The 22896-nt window shown below is 68.0% G+C and carries 15 protein-coding genes; 14 read left to right on the top strand and 1 reads right to left on the bottom strand.

Going from position 1 to position 22896, the window contains the following annotated elements; genetic code table 11:
• Positions 1–82: 82 nt before the first annotated feature.
• The 6 genes from ACWD4B_RS27465 (at position 83) to ACWD4B_RS27440 (ending at position 9315) form a co-directional block, all read left to right on the top strand.
• Entirely contained in the window at positions 83–1660 is a 1578-nt protein-coding gene (locus tag ACWD4B_RS27465) for an AbfB domain-containing protein (RefSeq protein ID WP_451423276.1), read from the top strand.
• A 47-nt stretch (positions 1661–1707) separates the two neighbouring features.
• Complete coding sequence (locus ACWD4B_RS27460; RefSeq protein ID WP_451423275.1) at positions 1708–2244, top strand: RICIN domain-containing protein; 537 nt, start codon at positions 1708–1710, stop codon at positions 2242–2244.
• 38 nt (positions 2245–2282) lie between these two features.
• Complete coding sequence (locus ACWD4B_RS27455) at positions 2283–2861, top strand: RICIN domain-containing protein (RefSeq protein WP_451423274.1); 579 nt, start codon at positions 2283–2285, stop codon at positions 2859–2861.
• A gap of 192 nt (positions 2862–3053) precedes the next feature.
• Positions 3054–4085: a hypothetical protein gene (locus ACWD4B_RS27450; RefSeq protein WP_451423273.1), complete on the top strand. Its 1032-nt coding sequence runs from the start codon at positions 3054–3056 to the stop codon at positions 4083–4085.
• 165 nt (positions 4086–4250) lie between these two features.
• Entirely contained in the window at positions 4251–8609 is a 4359-nt protein-coding gene (locus ACWD4B_RS27445; protein ID WP_451423272.1) for a polymorphic toxin-type HINT domain-containing protein, read from the top strand.
• Positions 8610–8625: 16 nt separating this feature from the next.
• The gene (locus tag ACWD4B_RS27440) at positions 8626–9315 is read left to right on the top strand and encodes an Imm52 family immunity protein (protein WP_451423271.1); all 690 of its coding nucleotides are present in this window, start codon (positions 8626–8628) and stop codon (positions 9313–9315) included.
• A 133-nt stretch (positions 9316–9448) separates the two neighbouring features.
• On the opposite strand, the gene ACWD4B_RS27435 is transcribed toward ACWD4B_RS27440, so the two are convergent.
• Positions 9449–13336, bottom strand: a complete 3888-nt coding sequence (locus ACWD4B_RS27435) for a GH92 family glycosyl hydrolase (protein WP_451423270.1) — start codon at positions 13334–13336, stop codon at positions 9449–9451.
• Positions 13337–13692: 356 nt separating this feature from the next.
• On the opposite strand from ACWD4B_RS27435, the gene ngcE reads away from it, so the two are divergent.
• The 8 genes from ngcE to ACWD4B_RS27395 all read left to right on the top strand — a co-directional run bounded on the left by ngcE (position 13693) and on the right by ACWD4B_RS27395 (position 22751).
• Positions 13693–15126: an N-acetylglucosamine/diacetylchitobiose ABC transporter substrate-binding protein gene (ngcE, locus tag ACWD4B_RS27430; protein ID WP_451423269.1), complete on the top strand. Its 1434-nt coding sequence runs from the start codon at positions 13693–13695 to the stop codon at positions 15124–15126.
• Between the two features lie 38 nt (positions 15127–15164).
• Positions 15165–16082, top strand: coding sequence for a carbohydrate ABC transporter permease (locus ACWD4B_RS27425; RefSeq protein ID WP_451423268.1), 918 nt, complete (start codon positions 15165–15167; stop codon positions 16080–16082).
• Positions 16082–16972 (top strand): carbohydrate ABC transporter permease, encoded by an 891-nt coding sequence (locus ACWD4B_RS27420; RefSeq protein ID WP_451423267.1) that lies wholly within the window; start codon positions 16082–16084, stop codon positions 16970–16972. The genes ACWD4B_RS27425 and ACWD4B_RS27420 overlap by 1 nt, the downstream gene beginning before the upstream one ends.
• Before the next feature lie 120 nt (positions 16973–17092).
• A complete protein-coding gene (locus ACWD4B_RS27415; protein ID WP_451423266.1) occupies positions 17093–17944 on the top strand; it encodes a helix-turn-helix domain-containing protein in 852 nt (283 codons plus the stop codon).
• 181 nt (positions 17945–18125) lie between these two features.
• Positions 18126–19325: an ROK family transcriptional regulator gene (locus tag ACWD4B_RS27410; RefSeq protein ID WP_451423265.1), complete on the top strand. Its 1200-nt coding sequence runs from the start codon at positions 18126–18128 to the stop codon at positions 19323–19325.
• A gap of 225 nt (positions 19326–19550) precedes the next feature.
• Complete coding sequence (locus tag ACWD4B_RS27405; RefSeq protein ID WP_451423264.1) at positions 19551–20654, top strand: substrate-binding domain-containing protein; 1104 nt, start codon at positions 19551–19553, stop codon at positions 20652–20654.
• 28 nt (positions 20655–20682) lie between these two features.
• Positions 20683–21468: an ATP-binding cassette domain-containing protein gene (locus ACWD4B_RS27400; protein ID WP_390778284.1), complete on the top strand. Its 786-nt coding sequence runs from the start codon at positions 20683–20685 to the stop codon at positions 21466–21468.
• A complete protein-coding gene (locus tag ACWD4B_RS27395; protein WP_451423263.1) occupies positions 21465–22751 on the top strand; it encodes a sugar ABC transporter permease in 1287 nt (428 codons plus the stop codon). Before ACWD4B_RS27400 ends, ACWD4B_RS27395 begins: the two co-directional genes overlap by 4 nt.
• Positions 22752–22896 lie beyond the last annotated feature (145 nt).

The following is a 22896-nucleotide window of genomic DNA, read 5'->3' as shown; positions in this document are numbered from 1 at the left end:
TGGTAAAACTTTGAAACTTCGCCTCGACCACCCCCTGCACACATGGGACATGCGGGGCGCTAGAGGGGCTACTGAGAACAGAATGCACAAGATCGACAACAACTCCGCTCCCAAGCGGAAGGCCGTCAAGCGCGGCATCTTGACCGCCGCCGCGCTGGCCGCCGTCACCGGCGTCGTCGCACCGATCGCCGTCGTCTCCACCCCGTCCGTGGCTGTGGCCGCGACAGGCATCGCGACGAAGGACGAGCAGCGGGCCGACGCGCTGTCCGTCGTCATGGGGGAGCCGAGCTCGGACGTGATGCTCCTCAGCGACCGTGACTTCGTTCACGCGCTGTGGCAGAAGGCCCGGGACGCGGGTGAGAAGCGGGAGGCGGTGCGCCTGGCCGCCGAAGAGGCGATCATCAGCAACTCCGACGACGCCTACGTGCAGTTCATCGTCAAGGGCATTCACGACGCCTACGAGATCGACAAGGCACGGGAGGTGGAGCGCGCCAACGCCGACCGCCTCGCACGGGAGGCCAAGTCGAAGGCGCTGATCGTGGTGGGCATTCCCAACAGCCCCGACCTGCTCGACCTCAGCGACGACAATTTCATCCGCGCGATCATGAAGCACCAGGCCGCCGGGCCCGAGGTCCAGGCCGCCGCCGCCCGCGCCCTGAGCGGCGACGCGACGGCCTGGCGCGAGTTCATCGCCAACGGTGCGCGCGAGGCTCACCAGCGCGACGTGGCCAACGAGCTCAAGGAGCTTGAGGAGAAGAACCGCGAGGAGGCCGAGCGCCGCAAGGAGCTCGCTGCCCGCAAGGGCGCCGCTGCCCTCTTCGGTATTACGCCGACCGAGGCCCAGCTCAGCATGAGCGACGACAACTTCATCCGCGAGCTGCTGCGCGGCGGGGGCGCCGAGCAGAACCCCGAGCTCTACGCGGCGGCCCAGCGGGCGCTGAACTCCGGCGCGGCGGACTGGAAGAAGTTCCTTCACACCGGGGCCGAAGAGGCGTACAAGCTCGACGACAAGAACCGTCGCGACAAGATCGCCAAGGCCAACAAGCTCCTCGCCCAGCAGATCGTGACCGCGGCCGCCAACGCCGGCATGAACCCCAACCTCGTGGCTGCCGGGAAGAAGGCGATCGACGCCGACGACAACGAGGCGATCGCCAACTTCCTCAAGGAGGAGACCCGGTACCGCCTGAAGCGGCAGTCCATCCAGCCGGTCAAGATGAGCGGCTGGTACATCCGCCAGTCCGCCGTGGACGGCGGGGAGGCCTTCGTCGCCCCCGGCGACTCCAAGCGCAAGCAGGCCGACCGCGAGGACGCCACCTGGGTTGTCGTGCCCGCCCTCGCCAAGAACTCCGCGGTCCAGTGCTACTCCTTCGAGTCCGCGCGCAAGCCCGGTTACTACCTGGCCCAGAAGGGTCTCCGGGTGAAGATGCTGGCGTCCGATGGCAGCGACGCCTTCCGCAAGGACGCCACCTGGTGCTCCCGTACCAATGCGTTCGGCGCCGGTGGCGTGTCCTTCGAGTCGGCGAGCCAGTCCGGCCGCTGGCTGCGGCACTTCCAGGGCGACCTCTACGCGGCCGACAAGGCCGGCAAGAACCGCTTCGACGCCGCCGACACCTTCGCCCAGGACGCCACCTGGAAGATCGCCTCCCCGCTCGCCAGCTGACCGGCTTCCCGCCGAGCACTCCTCTGATCAGAACGGAACCACCCACCATGTCTCGGATCATCCGAGCCACCCTGGCCACCGCCGCCGGCGCCGCCGCCCTGGCCGGTACCACCGTCGCCCCCGCCCACGCCGCCGATGCCGCCCCCTCCTCCGTGAAGCTGCAGGCCGCGAGCAGCGGCAAGTGCCTCACCATCGCCAACGGCACTTTCCGCAACGGCGGCAACGCCGTGCAGAACACGTGCGCCGACGACCTCGAGAACCAGGTCTTCGACCTGATCCCCGACGGCCCGGCCACCTTCCGGCTGCGCGCCCAGCACAGCGGCAAGTGCGTCGAGGTCGAGGACCGCGACACCAAGGCCGGCGCCAACGTCCAGCAGTGGTGGTGCGTCGACGCCCCGCAGCAGCGCTGGCGCGTGGTGCTCGCGGACGTCGCGCAGGACCTGTACGAACTGCGTCCGTCGCACGCCCTCGACCGCTGCCTGGACGTCAAGTCGTCCAGCCGTGAGGACGGCGCGAACGTGCAGTCGTGGGGCTGCAACGACACCGACGCCCAGCGCTGGCGGATCCTGCCGACCAAGGCCTGACACCCCCGCCCCTCGACCAAGAAACGGATTCTTCCACCATGTCTCGGACCATCCGAGCGGCTCTGGCCGTTGCCGGCAGCCTCGCCTTCCTGACCGCCGGCGCGACGACCGCCTACGCCGACAAGGCGTCGGAGGCTGCTGCCGACGCCGCCGCTGGAGCCGACCTCGCCCGCCCCGCCCAGGCGACCATCCAGCTCCAAGTGGCCCACAGCGGCAAGTGCCTGGAAATCAACAATGGCGCTGCCAACAACGGCCTGCAGGCGCAGCAGTGGACCTGCCACGACGCCGTCGCCGCCCAGAATTGGCGCGTCATCCCGGTCGGCGACTCCACCTTCCAGCTGCAGAACGCCGCCAGTGGCAAGTGCCTCGAGGTGGAGAACAGCAGCACCGACGCCGGCGCCAAGGCCCAGCAGTGGTCGTGCTTCGGCGGCAAGAACACGCGCTGGCAGTTCGTCCTGGTCGACTACGCCAAGAAGCTCTACCAGGTGCGTCCGGCGCACGTTGCCGACCGCTGCCTCGACATCGACCACGCCAAGACGGAGAACGCCGCGAAGGCGCAGCAGTGGACCTGCAACCAGAGCGACGCGCAGCTCTGGAAGGTCCTGCCGGTCAAGTGACCTCTCGGCCTCGCCCCTTCGGGCGCGGCGCACACACCCGCCGGGGACAGCGCGCCTGAGTGCGATGCCGACCCCGGCGTGGGGCAAGGCAAGGAAGTTCATGTGTTTGAGAGGTCAAGAGTGAATCGTCAGTGGTGGGTTGCGCAGGCGTTGACCACCGGTGTGCTGGTCGGCGGGATTGCTGTCGCGGCTGTGGCTCCAGCGTGGGCGGACGCCCCGGTGACGGTTGTCGCCTCGGCGGACCAATCGGCTGATCAGCTGGCGTCGTTGCGGTCGGCGGCGGCGCAGGATGCGCGGGACCGGGTCCACTACTACGCGCTGAACCACCCGGCCATCGAGGTCCGTACGTCGGCGTGGAACGCCCTGCGTCATGTCCGGGGCGACGAGGCGATCGCGGAGTGGCTGGCTCCGGGTGGCGGTTTCGACTACGCCAAGAAGCGGGCGAAGGACACCCGCAGCCGCAACCGCGCGTTCATCGAGCGGGTCATCCGCACGCACCCCATGTCGTACGCCCCGCAGGTGCGCACTGCGGCCGAGCGCGCACTGAAGGGCAGCGCCGCAGAGCAGGCCGCGTTCGTGAAGACCGGGTACACCCAGGCGCAGGAACGCGACCGGGCGGCGCGGGAGGAAGACGCCCAGCACAAGCTGGAAATCTCCGCCAAAGAACGCGAGTTCGTGCAGTCGCGAGCGGAGCACGATCCGGGTGAGCAGGTGCGGGTGGCGGCGCAGTGGGCGCTGCGGGCAGGCGCCACGGATGCGGACGTCGAGGAGTTCTACGGCTACGGCTGGGCGACCGGCGGTGCGCTGGACCTGGAGGCGTACCGGACCCGGATCGCGGATGCGGACGTGGTGCGGCACTACACGCTGACCCGCCTGATCAACGAGGCCGCCGAGGCCGAGAAGGCGCTGCAGGGCGCGTCCGATGCGGCGAAGGCCCGGGCCGAGGCGGAGAAGGCGTGGAAGGCGGTGGCCGAACACGCTGCCGCCGCGGAACTCGCCTGGCGGGCCGAGCAGGCCGTCGCCAAGGCGCAGGCGGAGAGTTGGGCGGACATCGCCAAGGCCGCCAAGGACAACGCGGACGGGATCTGGAAGAACATCGCCGATCCGGCCGCGGCCAATCAGGACTCCTGGACCAAGGAACAGCAGAACGCGGCCGACGCGGCCACGTTCTGGAAGGACGCCTTCACCAAGGCCCAGGACGGCGAGAACCGCGTCAAGGGCTGAGACCGAGCCCTTCACCGCGGACTTCGCCCGACCTGCCCCTGCTCGCTCATAGGGCAGGGGCATTTTTCTATTCCTTTTGCTAGGGGGTTTCTTCCCGTGATGGGTAGATTCCGGCCAAAGGCCGGAAGAATACGCCGCAATGGCGTCGGCGTAGCAAGAAAGGCAGTGACCACGGCAGTGGTCGCAGCCCTGCTGGGCGGTGTGACCGGGCCCGCCGTGGCGGCCACTGCCACGACGGCCGCCACGAGGGCTTCCACAGCCGCACTGAAGTCGACCCAGGAGCCCACGGTCGCTCAGGCGATGGCTGCGTTCGACAGCATTGCCGCCACGCTGCCGAAACCGGCCTCTGCTCCAGCAGTCGCCGGGCAATCCGAGCTGGACAAGCTCAGTGCGGAGCGCGACCGGGCGCTGGTGGAGGACTTCGCGGAGTTCGACGAGGAGCCGGAGGTCCAGGAAGCCGCCCGGAAGGCGCTGGAGAGCAGCGACCCGAGCGCGCTCCGCGAATTTCTGGAGCACGGTGAGGCCGAGGCCCGTAAGCGTGCCAAGGACAAGAAGAACACCACCGATGCCGAGAACCGCCGCAAGATCGAGGCGATGCGTGGCACCGGCGGGCCGAACTTCAACAAGGCGGTCGAGGACGCGCTGAAGGGGGACGCCACCGAGCGTGCCAACTTCCTTGAGTTCGGTGCCGAGCTCGCCAAGCAGCGTGACCAGAAGGCGGAGAAGGACGCCAAGGACCGCGCTGCGGAGCTGCGCAAGCGTGTGGAGATGCTGGCCGCTTCCGGCGGCCCGGAGGTGCAGAAGGCGGCCAAGACCGCTCTGGCCTCCAATGACGACAAGGTGATCGCGGAGTTCCTGGAGAAGGGCTACCAGGTCGCCGCGCAGAAGGACGCCGACGACCGGGCCGCGCACGAGAAGGCGCAGAAGGAGGCCCAGGAGGCGGCGGAGAAGCTGCGCGAGCTGGCCGAGAAGGCCAAGCGCGCGGCAGAGGCCCGCACGAAGCTGATCGCGGTCCACGGCGACGCGGTGAAGGCCCTCAAGGGCGCCTCCAACGCGATGACTTCGGCCGCGTCTGCCTCGCGTGAGGCCGACCGCATGCTCGCGGCCGACCGCGCCGGCAAGCAACTCTCCGACTACGACCAGGTCAAGACCGAGGTCACCCGCCAGGTCGGTTACGCCCGCGACTTTGCCAAGGCCGCCCAGGTCGCTGCCGCCCAGGCCAAGATCCAGGCCGACGTCCTCGTCGAGACCGGCCTGACCTACGGCACGCAGTGGTCCGAGGTCGCCTCCGGCATCGCCGGCGCCGCCGACGCGGCCGCCAAGGCGAGCGAGACAGCGCAGCACGCCGTCGAGGCCACCGAGGCAGACGCCAAGGGCCTGAACGCCAAGAACCAGGCCGAACTGCACGAGCAGCAGGCCAAGCAGTGGCGCGCCAACGCCGAGGAACACGCAAAGACCGCCGCGAAGCTGGCCGAGGCCGCCGACAAGCAGGCCAAGATCGCCGCCGACGCCGCCGAGCGCACCCGTAAGGCGCGCATCGAGGCAGAGCAGGCGGAGAAGGAAGCCTGGGAGCACGCCAAGAAGACTCGCGAGGCTCGAATAGAGGCCCAGCGGCAGGCCGCAATCGCGGCTGAACAGCGCAAGATTGCGGAGCGCGAGCGCGATCTGGCTGCACAGGCGCGGGCACGCGCGGAGCACGAGCGAGACGTTGCGGCTGCGGCACGGGAGCGTGCGGAGGCTGAGGCGCGTACCGCGACGGCGGCACGTGCGGAGGCCCAGGCGGCTGCGGCTACTGCGGCTTCGTCACGGGCGCATGCGGAAGAGATGGAAGGCGCCGCTGCCAAGGCGGACCAGAACGCCCGCAACGAGGAGACCAACGCTCGCAACGCTAGGAACGCGGCGTTCAAGGCAGAGCAGGACCACCAAGCCAAGCTGTCCCGGGCCAAGGCCGCCGAGGCGATTGCGGCCGCTGGTCGAGGTACCCAGGAAGCGGGTCAGGCTGAAGCTGCGGCCCAGGCCGCGCGAGGAGACGCCAGCACTGCCGGCACAGCAGCCGGCCAGGCACGCGGTGCTGCCGATACTGCCAGTGGTGCGGCTATGCGTGCTCGTTCCGCGGCGACAGAGGCTGCTGGTGCCGCTTCTCGGGCGCGTGCTGCAGCGGCTGAGGCCACCGCACACGCCGCCCGCGCGAACGCCGCGGCGAACGCGGCTGAGGCTGCTGCTGCTCGTGCCAATGCTGCGGCGAACCGTGCTGAGGCCGAGTACCAGGCCACTCGCGCTGCCGCTCAGCGTGCCAATCAGAAGGCTGCTGAGGCCACGGCTCAGGAGGCCCGTGCGGGTATTGCTGCCCATGAAGCTGCCCGCCTTGCCGGGCAGGCTGCTGTCGAGGCGAACCTGTCCCTTCAGGCGGCCAATCGCACGAAGGAAGAGGCTGAAGGCGCGGCCCGCGAGGCCGGCATGGCCAAGCTTCAGGCCGGTATTGCCGTCCAGGCCGCTGGCGCTGCCCGGACGGCCGCTGCTGGTATCGCTGACCCGGCCAACACCGCTATCGCGCTGACCGCTCCCTTCTCCGGCTCCGACGTCGACGCCGACTTCGCCACCGAGGTTGCCAAGGCCGCCGAGAAGATGGGCCAGGAGCAGGTTGCCGCCGCCGAGGCCAAGGCTGCCGAGGCTGTCAAGGCCGCCGAGGCCGCCGACGCCGCCGCCAAGCGTGCCAACGCCCAGGTCGCCCCGGCCTTCAAGGCCGCCGCGGATGCTGCCAAGTCCTCCGCGAACGCTGCGCGTTCTGCTGCTGCGGCGATGAAGTCGGCGGCCCAGGCTGCCGAGGACGGCGCCAAGGCCCGTGCCGCTGCGGCCAGCGCCAACAAGGCTGAGGCCCAGGCCAAGGAAGACGCCCAGCTCGCCCGCCAGGCCGCCAACCAGGCCGCCGCAGACGCTGCTGCAGCCCGCCAGGCCGCGAACGAGGCCGAAGCTGAGGCCGCCCGCGCCCGCGGTGCCGCCGCCGAGGCCGAGCAGCACGCTGCTGCCGCCAGCGGCGCGGCTGACCAGGCCGAGCACGAGGCCAGTGTCGCGCAGGGTGCGGCAGCTCAAGCGGAAGAAGATGCGGCTGCTGCTGGCAAGTTGGCCGATTCTGCGGAGCAGCACTCCAAGTCCGCGCAGGAAGCAGCCAAGAACGCCAACCAGTACGCCAAGGAAGCGGACGAGGCGGCCAAGAAGGCCGAGGAGTACGAGCGGGAGCAGGAGCGCAAGCGCCGCGACGAAGCCGCCCAGCGTGATGGCAAGTACGGCGGTGCTCCGCTGACCGAGGAAGAGAAGGAGGCACTCCGCAAGGCCGGAATGTCTCCCGAAGAATACGAGAAGGCTCGACAGCTTGCAGAAAAAGACATTGCTGACTTCCTGATGGAGAACGGCGGGAAGATCCTTGTTGATCTTCTTCTCGGCGACATCAGGGAGTGCTTCAGTAACCCCAATGTGGAAAGCTGCTTCTGGGCGGTCATCGGGAACCTTCCTTGGGGTAAAGCCCTCAAGATAATCAAGGAAATGCCGAAGATCACCAAGGCCATCGGTCGAATCGTCGGTGGTATCGGCAAGTTCCTGGAAGAGTCTGCTGCGGCAAAGAAGCTGATCGGCAAGGGCCGGGAGATCCTGGAAAAGTTCCGGAAGGTTCCTGACTGCCCCATTGAGCCTAGGGCGAACAGCTTCATTCCAGAAACGCCGGTGCTGATGGCCGGTGGAGACCACAAGCCCATTAAGGATGTCAGGGTCGGTCAGAAGGTTCTGGCCACGAACCCTGAGACTGGGGAGACTGAGCAGCGGGCGGTTACCGATGTCATAATCGGTGAGGGTCAGAAGGATCTGGTCGAGATCACTATTGATGTCGGCGGTGCGGCGAGTAATGCCGTCGATACGGTGACAGCCACTGGGAAGCACCCGTTCTGGGTAGAAAACCAGCGCCGTTGGCTGGACGCCGTGGATCTCAAGGCGGGTGACCTGCTTCGCACCCCGAATGGTGCGCTGCGAGACGTCATTTCGACCCGAGCTTGGACCGAGACTCGTAAGGTCTTCAATCTCACCGTTGACAGCATTCACACGTATTATGTACTGGCTGGGGACACCCCGATTCTGGTGCACAATGCAGGGTGCTGGGCAGGCAAGGGTGGACCAGGAAATTGGGGCACTGTCAATGAGGCGATGTCGGAAAGGGCTGCGGAATACCAGGCGAAGGTCACCGGCGTTCCGAATGGGTTTGGCTACAAGGTCAACGGCGTGAAGTTCGACGGATTCCGTGATGGTGTTCTTCTGGACGCCAAGGGGCCGGGGTATGCGACCTTCACCAAGGATGGTCGATTCCGCTCCTGGTACAATGGTGCGGACAGCCTCGCGGATCAGGCCCAGCGTCAGCTCAATGCGGCGGGAGGGAAGTCGATCACCTGGCATGTTGCCGAGGGTGATGCTGTTACGGCGATGCGGAATTTGTTCGCCGATCGTGGAATCACCGGAATCAATATCGTGCATACGCCCTAGAGGAGAGCATTGAGGCATGGCGGACTTGTTCTATGTAGGCGCCTACTGGGGGCCGCGCACCGAGTCGGCCGGTGAATGCGCTGAGCGCCTGGCCGACTGTCTGAGTCGGCTTGGAGCGGTGCACCCGGTCTTGGCGACATGGTTTCGCAAGGGCAGGAACAAGTCCGCCGCCTCAGGTAACTCCGTGGAAATCGGCAGTGATGCACTGGAGAAGCTCCTGGCTGGGGGTCGCAATCGAACAGACGTTGGCGGCCATGTCATTAGCGATCTTGGCTTCCGGGCGGCGCTTTGGAATAAGAACTCGGTGCCGGTTGCGTTCAGTACGACATGTGGCGCGAGCCCTGCAACGAGTTCAGTCATGAACCACTTTGCTCTGGAGTTGCCTGAACCGTCGGGGCTGGCAGCAGAGCTCTACGATCCTGAGATCGCGGGGGCTGTCTTCCGCTCTGTGGTAGGGGCGTGGGACCCTGATTGGGCGACTTTTGCCAGCTATTCGATGCGGGCGGCCCAGGCGGCGGCTCCAGGGAGTCCGGTGGGTGGTTGGATGACGTATCTCTCAGGGGCTCAGGAATTGCTGGCCGTCGAAGATCGAGAAGTCCGGATTGAAGGGTTCTCGCGAGGAACCCTCTTGGTTGCCGGTGCTGACCCTCTAAGCGTGTCGGATTCACAACTTTCGGCCGTTCGTCAGTACTTTCCTGCCGCTTAGTCGGTTGGCCTTTTCGTTGACGTCCTTTTGATTGGAAATCCCTTGGGGCCTCGCCGGATTATGCTGGCGGGGCCCCAAGGCGTTTGGCTGAGCCTGGCCTCCCCCGATGAGTGGCCGCGCTGAAAGGGCTCAGTCACCCCCGCCCCGCCAGCAACTCCACCTCCGCCAACACCCCCGACCCCCCGCCCCCCAACACCCGCACCCGGTACCGCCCGTACGTCCCCGCCCGGCTCACCCCGAACACGCGCGTCTGCCGGTCCCACGCAAACGACTCACCGTCCCGCCTGTCGACCTCCGCCCACGTCTCCCCGTCGTCCGCCGAGCCCTCCAGTACCCAGCTCCGCGGTGCCCGGCCCCGGTCCGCGCCCGACGTCAGGGTGTAGGACGTCACCGGCCCCGCACCGTCCAGCACTTCCAGCTCCGCCACCGTAAAAGTCGCCTCCGTGCGCGACGAGTTGTCCGTCAGTGGCGAGCTCCCCGGGACCGTCACGTCCACCGCCGGTGACGGCACCCGGCCCTCCTCCCGCGTGATCGACGTCGGGCCCGCATTCGCGCCCGTGCCCCACTTCGACGGCTTCGGGCCCATCGTGAACTCCAGCGTGCCGCCCGCTGCCACCACCGCATGCGGCAACGCCGTCGAGTTCCACGGCTTGCCGTTCACCTTCACGCTCTGCACGTACACGTTCCGCGCGCTGTTGCCCGGTGCGTGGATGACGAACTCCTTGCCGTTCTCCAGGTGCACCGTCGCCTTCCTGAAGAGCGGTGAGCCGATTGCGTATTCGCCCTCGCCCATCACCAGCGGGTAGAAGCCCAGCGCGCTGAACACGTACCACGCCGACATCTCGCCGTTGTCCTCGTCGCCCGGGTATCCCTGGCCGATCTCGCTGCCCAGATAAAGACGGCTCAGCACCTCGCGCACCTTCGCCTGCGTCTTCCACGGCTGGCCCGCCGCGTCGTACATGTACGCAATGTGGTGCGAGGGCTGGTTGCTGTGGCCGTACATGCCCATGCGGACGTCCCGGGCCTCCGTCATCTCGTGGATGACGCCCCCGTACGAGCCCGCGAATTCCGGGGCGCCCGTTTCGGGGGTTGCGAAGAACTCGTCCAGTTTCTCGGCCAGTCCAGATCTTCCCCCGTACAGCGCCGCCAGGCCCCTCGTGTCCTGGACCGCCGTGAAGGCGAAGTTCCAGCCGTTCGTCTCCGTGTAGTCGTAGCCCCACACCCGCGGGTCGTACTCCTCCGGGGGCAGGCGCCATTCGCCCTGCTCGTCCTTGCCCTGGAAGAAGCCGACGCGGTGGTCGAAGAGATGGACGTAGCCCAGTGCGCGGTTGAGGAAGTAGGCCGACTCCTCGCGATAACGCTGCTTGTGCGTCTTCTTGTACAGCGCCTCGCCCATCTTCGCCAGGCCGAAGTCGTTCAAGTAGCCCTCCACCGACCACGAAACGCCCTCCGGCGTCTTCGTGTTCGTGTAGCCCAGGAACGGGGACGTGTCCATTCCCTTGCGGCCCACTCCCGGGTTGTCCGGTGCCACCGTCGCGTTCTTCAGCGCGGCCTCGTACGCCGCCTCCCCGTCCAGCGCCACGCCCTTCACGTACGCGTCCGCGAAGGCCACGTCCGAGCTCGTGCCCGTCATCAGGTCCGCGTAGCCGGGGGAGGACCAGCGGGAGATCCAACCGCCGTCCTTGTACTGCTGGATGAAGCCGTTGGCCATCTTCGCCGCCTGCCTCGGCGCGAAGAGCGCATACGCCGGCCACGCCGTGCGATACGTGTCCCAGAAGCCGTTGTTGACGTAGACCTCGCCGTCCACGATTTTCGCGCCCGTACGAGTGGGAGTGTTCTCGCCTGTCGGCTGGGAGAACGGGCTCGCGTAGCGCGCTACCGGCCGCGCCGCCGTGCCCGTGTTCTCGTAGCCCGAGTTGGGGTAGAGGTACAGGCGGTACAGGTTCGAATAGAGCGTCGTCAGCTGGTCCTTGGTCGCACCCTCCACCTCGATCCGGCCCAGCAGCGCGTCCCACGCCGCCCGCGCACGGTCCCGCACACCCTCGAACGTCGACCCCTCCGGGATCTCCTGGGCGAGGTTGGCCTTCGCCTGGTCGATACCGATGAGGGACGTCGCGATGCGCAAGGTGACCGTGCGGTCCCGGTCCGGTGGCGGCCGGAAGCGGAGGTAGCCCGCGACGCCCCTCGCGTCACCGCCCCCGCTCGCCGTCACCGGTGCATCGAAGACCCCGTACACAAACATCCGCCCCGCCCCCGTCGACAGGCCGCTCTTGACGTCCGTCCACGCGCTGAACGCCGAGTGCTCCGGGTCGAGGGTCAGGCCGCCCTCCCTGCGGACGTTGTCGAGGATGACGGACGCGTCCGTCCCCGGGAACGTGAAGCGCATCATCGCCGCGTGGTCGCTCGGCGCGATCTCCGCCCGCAGGCCGTTGTCGAACGTGACGCCGTAGTAGTGCGGGCGCGCGGTCTCGTGCTCGTGGCGGAAGGGCAGGGCGCGCGCCTTGCGCGCCGGATCCGGGACGCCGCCCGCCGCGGACGGCATCACCTGGAACGTCTGCCGGTCGCCCATCCACGGACTCGGCTCGTGGCTCGCGCTGAACGCCTGGATCGTGGGGAGGTTGTCGTCGTTGTTGCCGGCCGCGTACTGGTACAGCCAGTCGGCCGAGCCGGCGTTGGTGACCGGCGTCCAGAAATTGAAGCCGTGCGGGACCGCGGTCGCGGGGAAGGTGTTGCCGCGGGAGAAGTTGGAGCTGGAGTTGGTACCGCGCGTGGTGACCGCCCGGTCCGCGGGGTGGGCCGGAGGGTGCTCCTCCGGGGCCGGTGCGATCGAGACGTCGTCGATCCAGCCGCGGAACTTCGCCGGGCCGACGGGGGAGTCGTAGGCCACCAGGATGCGGGCGACGGTCTTGCCCGCGGCGACCTGGCCGATCCGGGACTCCTTGTTGTTCCACTGGTTCACGTACAGCGTCTTCGACTCCGCCTGGCCCTGCGGGGTCAGCGGTGCGCCGTGCTGGTCGACGGCGCCCAGCCGGCTGAGGTAGGTGCCGTCCGTGAAGGCCAGGTCGAGCGCGACGTGGGTGGCCGGGTAGCGCGGGTCGCGCTCGGGCATGGCGGGGAAGACCTTGTACGCGAGCACGGTCTGCGGCGTGACCTCGGTGTGCACGGCGAAGACCTTGTTGTACGAGTACGCGTGGCCGGTGGCCAGGTGGGTGCCGCCGTAGCGCAGGGCATGGGTGCCGGTGAAGCCCACGTGGGCCTTGGCGGTGGGCGAGCCGGTGGGGCCGCGGTCGACGTAGCTGCGCATCTCGGGGGGCGGGGGCGGGCCGGCGTCGGCGGTGGCGATCTGGACCTCGGCGAGCTGGGTGATGCCGTCGCCGTTGTTGCGGGTTATCTCCAGGCGGTACTGGCGGTACGGGTGGTCCGGCTCGAAGTCGAACTCCCGGGTCTGCTGGCGGCGTTCGAAGGTCTCGTCCTCGCGGGTGTCCAGGGTGGTCCAGGACTTACCGTCGTCGGAGCCGAGGAAGGTCCAGTCCCGCGGGTCGCGGGCGGGGGCGTCGTTGGCGGAGGTCAGCGCGTAGCGGACGGCGGGTACGGGCTCGGACAGCTGGAACTCCAGCCAGGCCGTGCGCGCGAAGACCAGCCATTTGGTGGCGCTCTCGCCGTCGACCAGGTTCTCCTTGACCTCGCCGGCCTCGGTGTTCTCGCCGCTCGCGCGGACGGCGGTGACCTTGCCGGTCACGTTGCCGGGGATGCCGCTGGTGTCGCTGCCGTCGACTCCGGAGGCGAGCTTGCGGCCGCCGGGCCCCGTCTCGACCGTATTGAGCCAATCGGGCTGCGGCTCGCCGGGCTCGAAGGAGGAGGCGAAGCGCTCCTGCCCGGCTCCGGCAGTGCGCCCGGCGGATGCCGCCATGGCGTTGCTCCCGGCCATCTGAGGGGTAGTCATCAGCAGAGCCGCCACGAGGAGGACCGCGAGGGCGGTCCACCACCGGTGTCCGGGACGGAGTCCGAGTCTGTGTCGCATCCCTCGCCTCTCCACGCAGCAGACAACGTTGTCACCCGTATCGCGCAGTGATAAGTAGGGCGTGAGACGCCAGTGGTGTCAAGAGTCCCGAGGGCGGTGTCGTCAGGGCGGCCGGGGGTGCTGACGAGGTCTCAACTCGGGAAAGACTGACGGCCGAAGCCGTCCACGATCTTGCCCAGTTGATCGGAGTGGACTATACCTGTCCGCGCACCATCAGCACGTACCCAGCACGCCACGCACCAACGCTTCAACTGACCCGCGGTGTCGGGCCCTTCGTACGGCGAGTCCTCGACGGCGAATCGGCAAGGGGAGACCGGTGCACCGCCTGAGTCCTGTGGGAGAGCGAGGACTTGCGCATGGGAACCACCCCGGAATTCAGCCGGCGTGATCTGATCAAACGGGCGGCCGCGGCCGGACTGTTCGCGGTTCCGGCGATGAGCACGCTGAGCGCCTGCGCCAGCAGTGGCGGCGGCAGCAGCGACCATCAGGTGGACAAGGGGAAGAAGAGCGCCAAGAATCCCCTGGCCGTCAATGAGACCGCACCGCTCGACGTCGTCATCTTCAACGGCGGCTTCGGCGACCAGTACGCCAAGGACGCCGAGGCGGCGTACAAAACCGCCTTCCCCAAGGCCCAGGTCAAGCACGCCGCCACGCAGGACATCCAGACCGAGCTGCAGCCCCGGTTCAACGGCGGCACTCCGCCGGACCTCATCGACAACTCCGGTGCCAAGCAGATGGACATGGGCACGCTCGTCGGAAAGCAGCAGCTGACCGATCTCAACGCCCTGCTGGACGCACCGTCCTTCGACGACCCCGCCAAGAAGGTGCGCGACACCCTGCGCCCCGGCGTGGTGGAGATGGGGCGGTTCGAGGGGAACGAGACCTGGATTCTCTACTACGCCTACACGGTGTACGGCGTCTGGTACTCGAAGACCAATCTGCAGAAGCTCGACGCCCAATACCCCGAGACCTGGGACGACATGCTCAAGGTCTGCGAGGCGGCGAAGAAGAAGGGCATCGCCGGCTGGACGTACGCCGGAAAGTACCCCTACTACCTGCCCTTCAGCCTCTACCCCTTCATCGCCAAGATCGGCGGTGTCGAGGTGCTGAACCGCATCGACAACCTGGAGCCGAACGCCTGGAAGGACCCGGCCGTCAAGGCCGCCTTCGACGCGTACTACGAGCTCTACAAGAAGGGCTACATCCTCCAGGGCACGCCCGGCCTCACCCATATCGAGTCCCAGACCGCCTGGAACGAGGGCAAGGCGCTGTTCATCCCCAATGGTTCGTGGGTGGAGAACGAGTCGAAGAAGACCACGCCCAAGGACTTCCAGATGGCCGTCGGGGCGCCGTCCAGTCTCGACAAGAACGACAAGATGCCGTTCGGCACCCTGTGGGCCGCGGGCGGCGAGCCGTTCATCGTGCCGAAGAACGCCAAGAACCCTCAGGGTGGCATGGAGTTGCTGCGGGTGATGCTCGGGAAGAAGTCCTCGCAGAACTTCGTCCAGAAGGTGTCCTCCCTCACCTCCTTCAACGGCGGCACCGAGGGGCTCGCGCTCCCGCCGGGGCTCGCCTCCTCCCAGGAGGCCCTGGCCAAGGCGGGGAAGAACGTCGTCAACCCCCGGATCCAGGACTGGTACGTGGCCCTGCAGAAGGAGAAGATCGGGGTGGGCGCGCTCGGCGAGATGATGGCCGGCCGGCTGACCCCGGACGAGGCGATCACGAAGATCCAGCGCTTCGCCGACGAGACGGCCAAGGACGACTCCGTCAAGAAGTACAAGCACAAGTAGGCGCTTGGGCACACACGTACGGATCGGGGTCGGAGGGCATGCAACACGGCAAGTACCGCTTCATCGTGGGGTTTCTGATCCTGCCCCTGGCGATCTACGGGATCTTTGTGATCTCGCCGTTCGTCCAGGCCATCTACTACTCCTTCACGGACTGGACGGGCCTGAGTCCCGACTTCGCGGTGACGGGCTTCAAGAACTATCAACGGCTCTGGAACGACGAGGTGTTCTGGAAGGCCGTGGGACACAACGTCCTGCTGCTTCTGGTGCTGCCGGTGGTGACGCTCGGTCTCGGGCTGTTCTTCGCGTTCATGCTCAACGTCGGCGGCCGTCGCAGGAAGAACGCGGCGGTGGCCGGGGTGCGCGGCTCCGGTCTCTACAAAGTTGTGTACTTCTTTCCCCAGGTCCTCTCGATCGCCATCGTCGCCCTGCTCTTCCAGTTCGGCTACAACCCCAACAGCGGTGCCCTCAACTCCCTGCTCCGGGCGGTCGGTCTGGGATCCGTCCACCCGGAGTGGCTGGGCGATCCGCGGCTCGCGCTGTGGTGCGTGATGGCGGTGATGGTCTGGAGCAACGTCGGCTTCTACGTCGTGCTGTTCTCGGCCGGCATGAGCTCCATTCCGAAGGACTTCTACGAGGCCGCACTGCTGGACGGCGCCAACCGCCTCCAGACCTTCTTCCGCATCACGCTGCCGCTGCTGTGGGACACGGTGCAGACCGGCTGGGTCTACATGGGCATCATGGCGCTCGACGGATTCGCGGTCGTGCAGATCATGACCGTGGGACCGGGCGGCCCGGACTACTCCACGGAAGTGCTGTCCTTCTACCTCTACACGAAGGCGTTCCGGGACGGGCAGGCCGGATACGCCACCACGCTCGGGGTGGCGCTGCTCATCGTCACCCTCCTCTTCGCGGGCATCGTGATGAAGCTCGGCCGGCGCGAACGACTGGAGTACTGATGCCCGTACGCGATTCCCGACGGACCGAGCAGCGTCGGACCGGGCAGCGCCGGGCGGGCGGCGAGGGGCGAGTGCTCAACGTCTTCTCGCACGGGGTCCTCGTGCTGTGGGGATTGATGGTGACGCTGCCGCTGCTGTGGGCGGTGATGAGCGCCTTCAAGACCGACAAGGAGATCTTCACCTCGCCCTGGGCGCTGCCGGGCCGGCTGCACTTCGACGCCTGGGGGCGGGCGTGGTCCCAGGCGCACATGAGCCAGTACTTCCTCAATTCGCTGATCGTGGTGGCGGGTTCGCTGTTCGGGACGATGCTGCTGGGGTCGATGGCGGCCTATGTGCTGGCCCGGTTCGAGTTCCCCGGGAACCGCCTGGTCTATTTCCTCTTCGTGGGCGGGATGAGCTTTCCCATCATCCTGGCGCTGGTGCCGCTGTTCTTCGTGATGAAGAACATGCAATTGCTGAACACCTACCCCGGGTTGATCCTGGTCTACATCGCCTACTCGCTGCCGTTCACGATCTTCTTCCTCAGCGGCTTCTTCCGGACACTGCCGTCGTCGGTGGCGGAGGCGGCGCTGATCGACGGGGCGTCGCACACCCGGACCTTCTTCCAGGTGATGCTGCCGATGGCCAAGCCGGGGCTGATCAGCGTCGGCATCTTCAACTTCCTGGGCCAGTGGAACCAGTACCTGCTGCCCACGGTGCTCAACGTCGGTGACGAGAACCGCAAGTTGCTGCCGCAGGGCCTGGTGGCCCTCGCCGTGAACCAGGGCTACCGGGGCGACTGGTCGGGGCTGTTCGCGGGGCTGGTGATGGCGATGCTGCCGGTGCTCGCCGCGTACATCGTCTTCCAACGGCAGGTGCAGGCGGGGCTGACGGCCGGTGCGCTGAAGTAGGGCGGCGCCGAGGAGCCACCCCAGACTGCATAAATTCGCCATGCGTCTACCCCTGTGGGTGACTGTGCGCTCCGCGTTCGTGCAGGCAGACTCTTTCCTCACAGGGGGAGGGGGAACGCCATGGGACGGAAACCGCCACCGACCATCCGGCAGAAGCGGCTGGGCGCCGAGCTGCGCCGGCTGCGCGAGGCGGCCGGCATGTCCGGGGAGCACGCCGCGGCGGCGCTGGAGTGCGGGCAGGCGAAGATCAGCCGGATCGAGACGGGGGCGAACGGCATCCGGCCGTTCGAGCTCCGCGGCCTGCTGAAGGCCTACGGGGTCGCGGACCAGGAGCTGACCGAGTCGCTCGTGGAGATGGCGAAGGAGGGACGCCGCCAGGGCTGGTGGAGCCAGTACGCGAAGGCATTCCCCGGCATCGTGGACCTGGCACACCTGGAGTCCACCGCCGTGTGCATCCGCACCTGGCAGACCGTGCTCGTCCCCGGTCTGCTCCAGGCTCCGGGCTACATGCGCGCGCTGTTCCGGCGCGGCCGGCGCGCGTACACCGAGGCCGAGGTCGAGCAGTGCGTGGAGGCCCGGACGGCCCGGCAGCAGGTCTTCGAGAAAGCCGATCCGCCGGAGTACCGGGCCGTGCTCTACGAGGCGGTGCTGCACGCGTGCGTGGGCGGGGAGACGGTGATGCGCCGGCAGCTGGAGCACATCGCGGGGCTGGCGGAGAGCGGGCGGGTCTCGGTGCGGGTCGTGCCGTTCGGCAGCGGGGCGCACGGCGGGCTGGACGGTTCGTTCGTGCTCTACGGCACGGCGTGCCCGGGGATGGACGTCGTTCTCATGGACGGGCTGGCCGGGCCCACCCACCTCGATCAGGAGGAGGAGGTCCAGCGGTACCGGGGCGTCTTCGACGGCCTTACGTCCCTCGCGCTGGATCCGGCGCGGTCGCTGGAGATGATCAAGGAACATGCGGTGCGGCCGTAGCCCGGCTGCGGGCCCGTTGTGGCTTGTCGCGCGGTTCCCCGCGCCCCTACGGGGCTCGGTCACGGGGCTCGGCACCCCCGTACGATGAGGGGTCGGCTGTTTCCGGACCTTGACGTGAGGCAACCCGGACGGCTGAGCTTAGAGTTCAGATGTTGTAGAAACGGCTTGGGAGTGGATGGGCGTGGAGACTCCGGGTTCGCAGTCGTCGCTGCACCGGGCCAACCTGGAGCGCGTCGTGCGCGCCGTGCGCATGGCGGGGTCGCTGACCCAGGCCGAGATCGCCCGCACCACGGGCCTGTCCGCCGCCACGGTCTCCAACATCGTCCGGGAACTGAAGGACGGCGGCACGGTCGAGGTGACGCCCACCTCCTCCGGCGGGCGGCGGGCGCGCAGCGTCTCGCTCTCCGGTGACTCCGGGATCGTCGTGGGCGTCGACTTCGGCCACACCCACCTGCGCGTCGCCGTCGGCAACCTCGCCCACCGGGTGCTGGCCGAGGAGGCCGAGCCGCTGGACGTGGACGCCTCGGCCGAGCAGGGCCTGCAGCGGGCCGAGCAGCTGGTCCGGCGGCTGATCACGGCCGCCGGGATCAGCCCGGGCAAGATCGTCGGGGTGGGGCTGGGCGTGCCGGGGCCGATCGACGTGGAGTCCGGGGTGCTGGGCTCGACCGCGATCCTGCCCGGCTGGGTCGGCACCAACCCCCGGGAGGACCTCGCGGCCCGGCTCGGCGTCCCCGTCCACGTCGACAACGATGCCAACCTCGGCGCCCTCGGCGAGCTGGTCTGGGGCGCCGGCCGCGGGGCCACGGACCTGGCCTACATCAAGGTCGCCAGCGGCGTGGGCGCCGGACTGGTGATCAACGGGCGGATCTACCGGGGCCCGGGCGGCACCGCCGGGGAGATCGGGCACATCACGCTGGACGAGTCCGGGCCGGTGTGCCGCTGCGGCAACCGCGGCTGCCTGGAGACGTTCGCCGCCGCCCGGCACGTGCTGCCGCTGCTCCATTCGGCGCACGGCACCGACCTGACCGTGGCGCGCATGGTCGAGCTCGCGCGCGCGGGCGACCCCGGCTGCCGGCGCGTGATCGGGGATGTCGGGCGGCACATCGGCAGCGCCGTGGCGAGCCTGTGCAATCTGCTCAACCCGAGCCGGGTGGTGCTCGGCGGGGAGCTCGCGGAGGCCGGCGAGCTGGTACTCGGGCCCATCCGCGAGTCGGTCTCGCGGTACGCGATCCCCAGCGCGGCACGGCAGTTGGAGGTCGTGCCGGGGGCGCTGGGCGGCCGCTCCGAGGTGCTGGGCGCGCTGGCGCTGGTGCTGAGCGAGATGGGCGACTCGAGCCTGCTGGAGGAGACCCGTCCGGCGGACGCCCCTGCGCTTGCCTGACGGGCGCCGCGGTGGTCCGATGGCTCTGACCGCCCCCTGGTTCCGCTCCTGGTTTCGTCCCCTTGTTCCGTCCCCTGGTTTCGAGTGCCTTGAGTTCACAGAGGTAACGAATGGCATCGTTGCCATGTCGTTAAGACGCTACTTCTTGACGCTTTCTGGGCTGCGCAGAAGACTTCCAGCCACCTCGGCCGCGATGACGCGGCCTCGTCAGGGAGGTATCTGCACGTGAACACGCATCTGCGCCGTGCCGTTGTGGCCGTGGCGGCGCTCTCCATGGCGGCGGGCCTCGCGGCCTGCGGCAAGGCCAAGGAAGCGGGCGGCGGCTCCACGAAGGGGAAGAAGGGCGCGCTGACGATCGGGCTCTTGCTGCCGGAGAATCAGACCGCCCGGTACGAGCGGTTCGACAAGCCTCTGATCGAGAAGAAGATCAAGGAGTTGGCGGGTTCGGACGCCACGATTCTTTACGAGAACGCGAAGCAGGACGCGTCGGTTCAGCAGCAGCAGGTCGACACGATGATCACGAAGAAGGTCGATGCGCTGATCCTGGATGCGGTGGATGCGAAGTCGATAGCGAGCTCGGTGAAGAAGGCCGCAGGCAAGGGCATTCCCGTCGTCGCCTACGACCGTCTCGCGGAGGGCCCGGTGAAGGCGTACACCTCCGTCGACAACGAGCGGGTGGGGAAGATCCAGGGCGAGTCGCTGCTCAAGGCGCTGGGCGACAACGCCTCCAAGGGCCAGATCGTCATGATGAACGGCTCCGTCACCGACCCCAACGCGAAGATGTACAAGGACGGTGCGCACTCCGTCCTGGACGGGAAGGTGAAGATCGGGAAGGAGTACGACACCAAGGAGTGGAAGCCGGAGAACGCCAACGAGAACATGAAGGGCGCGATCTCCTCGCTCGGCAAGGACAACATCGTCGGTGTCTATTCGGCCAATGACGGTATGGCGGGCGGCATCATCACCGCGCTCAAGAGCGCAGGCTTCGACAAACTCCCCCCGGTCACCGGCCAGGACGCCGAACTCTCCGCGGTGCAGCGGATTCTGACGGGTGAGCAGTACATGAGCGTCTACAAGCCCTACCAGCCCGAGGCCGATGCCGCGGCCGAGCTGGCGGTCGCTCTCGCCCGCGGCGAGAAGCTCGACGACATCGCCAAGTCCACGGTCGACAGCGGCTCCGAGAAGAAGATCCCGGCCATCATCGTCACGCCTTTCGCCCTGACCAAGGATGCGATCGGGCAGTACGTGGGCAAGGAGGGCTTCTTCACCCTGAACGAGATCTGCACGCCCAAGTACAAGGCGGACTGCGACAAAGCCGGTCTGAAGTAGAGCGCGCGGCAAAGGGAGTTGATGCGTCATGTCTGCTGCGCCCGTGCTGGCGTTGCGTGGGATTTCCAAGCGGTTCGGTGCCGTCCAGGCGCTCACCGAGGTCGACTTGGAGGTTCGTGCCGGTGAGGTGGTCGCCCTGGTGGGTGACAACGGTGCCGGGAAGTCCACGCTGGTGAAGACGATTGCCGGGGTGGGTCCGGCCGATGACGGGGTGATCGAGTGGGAGGGCCGGCCCGTCACCGTCGACCGGCCCCACACCGCCCAGGAGCTGGGTATCGCGACGGTCTATCAGGATCTCGCTTTGTGCGACAACCTCGATGTCGTCGGCAATCTCTTCCTCGGCCGGGAGACCGTGCGCGTGGGGGTGCTGGACGAGGTGGAGATGGAGCGCCGCGCCCGTGAGCTGCTGTCCACGCTCTCGATCCGGATCCCGAGTGTGCGGATTCCGGTGGCCTCGCTGTCGGGCGGGCAGCGGCAGACCGTTGCCATCGCCCGCTCCCTGCTGGGCGAGCCCAAGGTCGTCATCCTCGACGAGCCCACCGCCGCCCTCGGTGTGGAGCAGACCGCGCAGGTCCTGGACCTGGTGGAACGGCTGCGCGAGCGCGGTCTGGCGGTGATCCTCATCAGCCACAACATGGCCGACGTCAAGGCCGTCGCCGACCGCGTCGCGGTGCTGCGTCTGGGCCGTAACAACGGCACGTTCGAGGTGCGCAGCACCAGCCAGGAGGAGATCGTGGCCGCCATCACCGGCGCCACCGACAACGCCGTCACCCGCCGCCGGGCGCGTGCTGCGGAGGGGGAGGGGGAGCAATGACCACGGACCTCACACCGGCCGAGGACAACGGCCGTTCGCAGGAGGCCCCGCCCGCCGCCGTCACCACGGCCGTCGATCCGCGGCTGCTGGTCCGCCAGGAGGGTTTCGCGGGCTACTGGAGCGAGTTCGGGCGCAAGCTGCGCAGCGGTGAACTGGGTTCGCTGCCCGTGGTGGTCGGGCTGATCGTGATCGGCCTGGTCTTCCAGCTGAAGGACTCCGCGTTCCTGGGCGCCGAGAATCTCTCCAACCTCTTCGTCACCGCCGCCGGCACCGGGCTGATCGCCGTCGGTATCGTCTTCGTCCTCATCCTGGGCGAGATCGATCTGTCCGTCGGTTCCGTCAGCGGACTCGCAGCGGCCGCCTTCGCCGTCCTCAACGTCCACCACGGCATGCCGGAATGGCTCGCCCTGGTCGTCGCCGTCCTCTCCGGCACGGTCATCGGCGCGCTGCACGGCTTCTTCTTCGCGCGGATCGGTGTTCCGGCGTTCGTCGTCACCCTGGCCGGACTCCTCGGCTGGAACGGCCTGATGCTCCAGGTGCTCGGCTCCGACGGCACCATCAACCTCGACGACTCGGGGTTGGTCGCCCAGCTGACCAACCACTACTTCACCGACATCTCCGCGGCCTACGGCCTGGCGACGCTGGGGGTCGCGGCGTTCTTCTGGTTCTCCTACCGCGACAGCAGTCGCCGGGAGGCGGCCGGGGTGCCCAGCCGGCCGCTGAGCGAGATCGTGCTGCGCACGGCCGTGCTCGCGGTGCCGGCCTTCGTGGTGGCGTGGCTGTTCAACCAGTACAAGGGCCTGCCGCTGGCCGTGGTGATCTTCCTCGGGGTGGTCGTCGCCTCCGACTTCGTGCTGCGGCGCACCCGTTACGGGCGGACCGTCTACGCCCTGGGCGGCAGCGTGGAGGCCGCCCGGCGCGCGGGCATCAATGTGGCGGCGGTGCGGATCTCGGTGTTCGCACTGTCCGGCACGATGGCCGCCCTCGGCGGGATGTTCCTGGCCTCGCAGATCAACGCCGCCAACCAGTCCTCCGGCGCGGGCAGCCTGCTGATGAACGCCATCGCCGCCGCCGTCATCGGCGGCACCAGCCTCTTCGGCGGCCGCGGACGCACCTGGTCCGCACTCCTGGGCGTCCTCGTCATCCAGTCCATCGCCTCCGGCATGGCCCTGCTCGGCATCGCCTCCGCCGTCCAGTACATGATCACCGGGGCGGTGCTGCTGGCAGCCGTTGTCATCGACTCGGTGTCGCGGAAGACACAGAAGACGGCCGGGCGGGTCTGAGCGCCCCGTCAGGGGCGCGGGGAACTGCGCGATCAGCCACGACGCGCCCGCAGTCGAGGTGCTCGGGGCTTCGCCCCGGACCCCGGGGGGGGTACAGATCGGAAGAGCACACCTCTGTACACAAAGCACAACAAACACAACCGGG

The sequence above is a fragment of the Streptomyces sp. NPDC002536 genome, from assembly GCF_053594995.1.
Note: the sequence above shows the minus strand (reverse complement) of the source record. Positions and strands in the feature narration are given on the sequence as shown.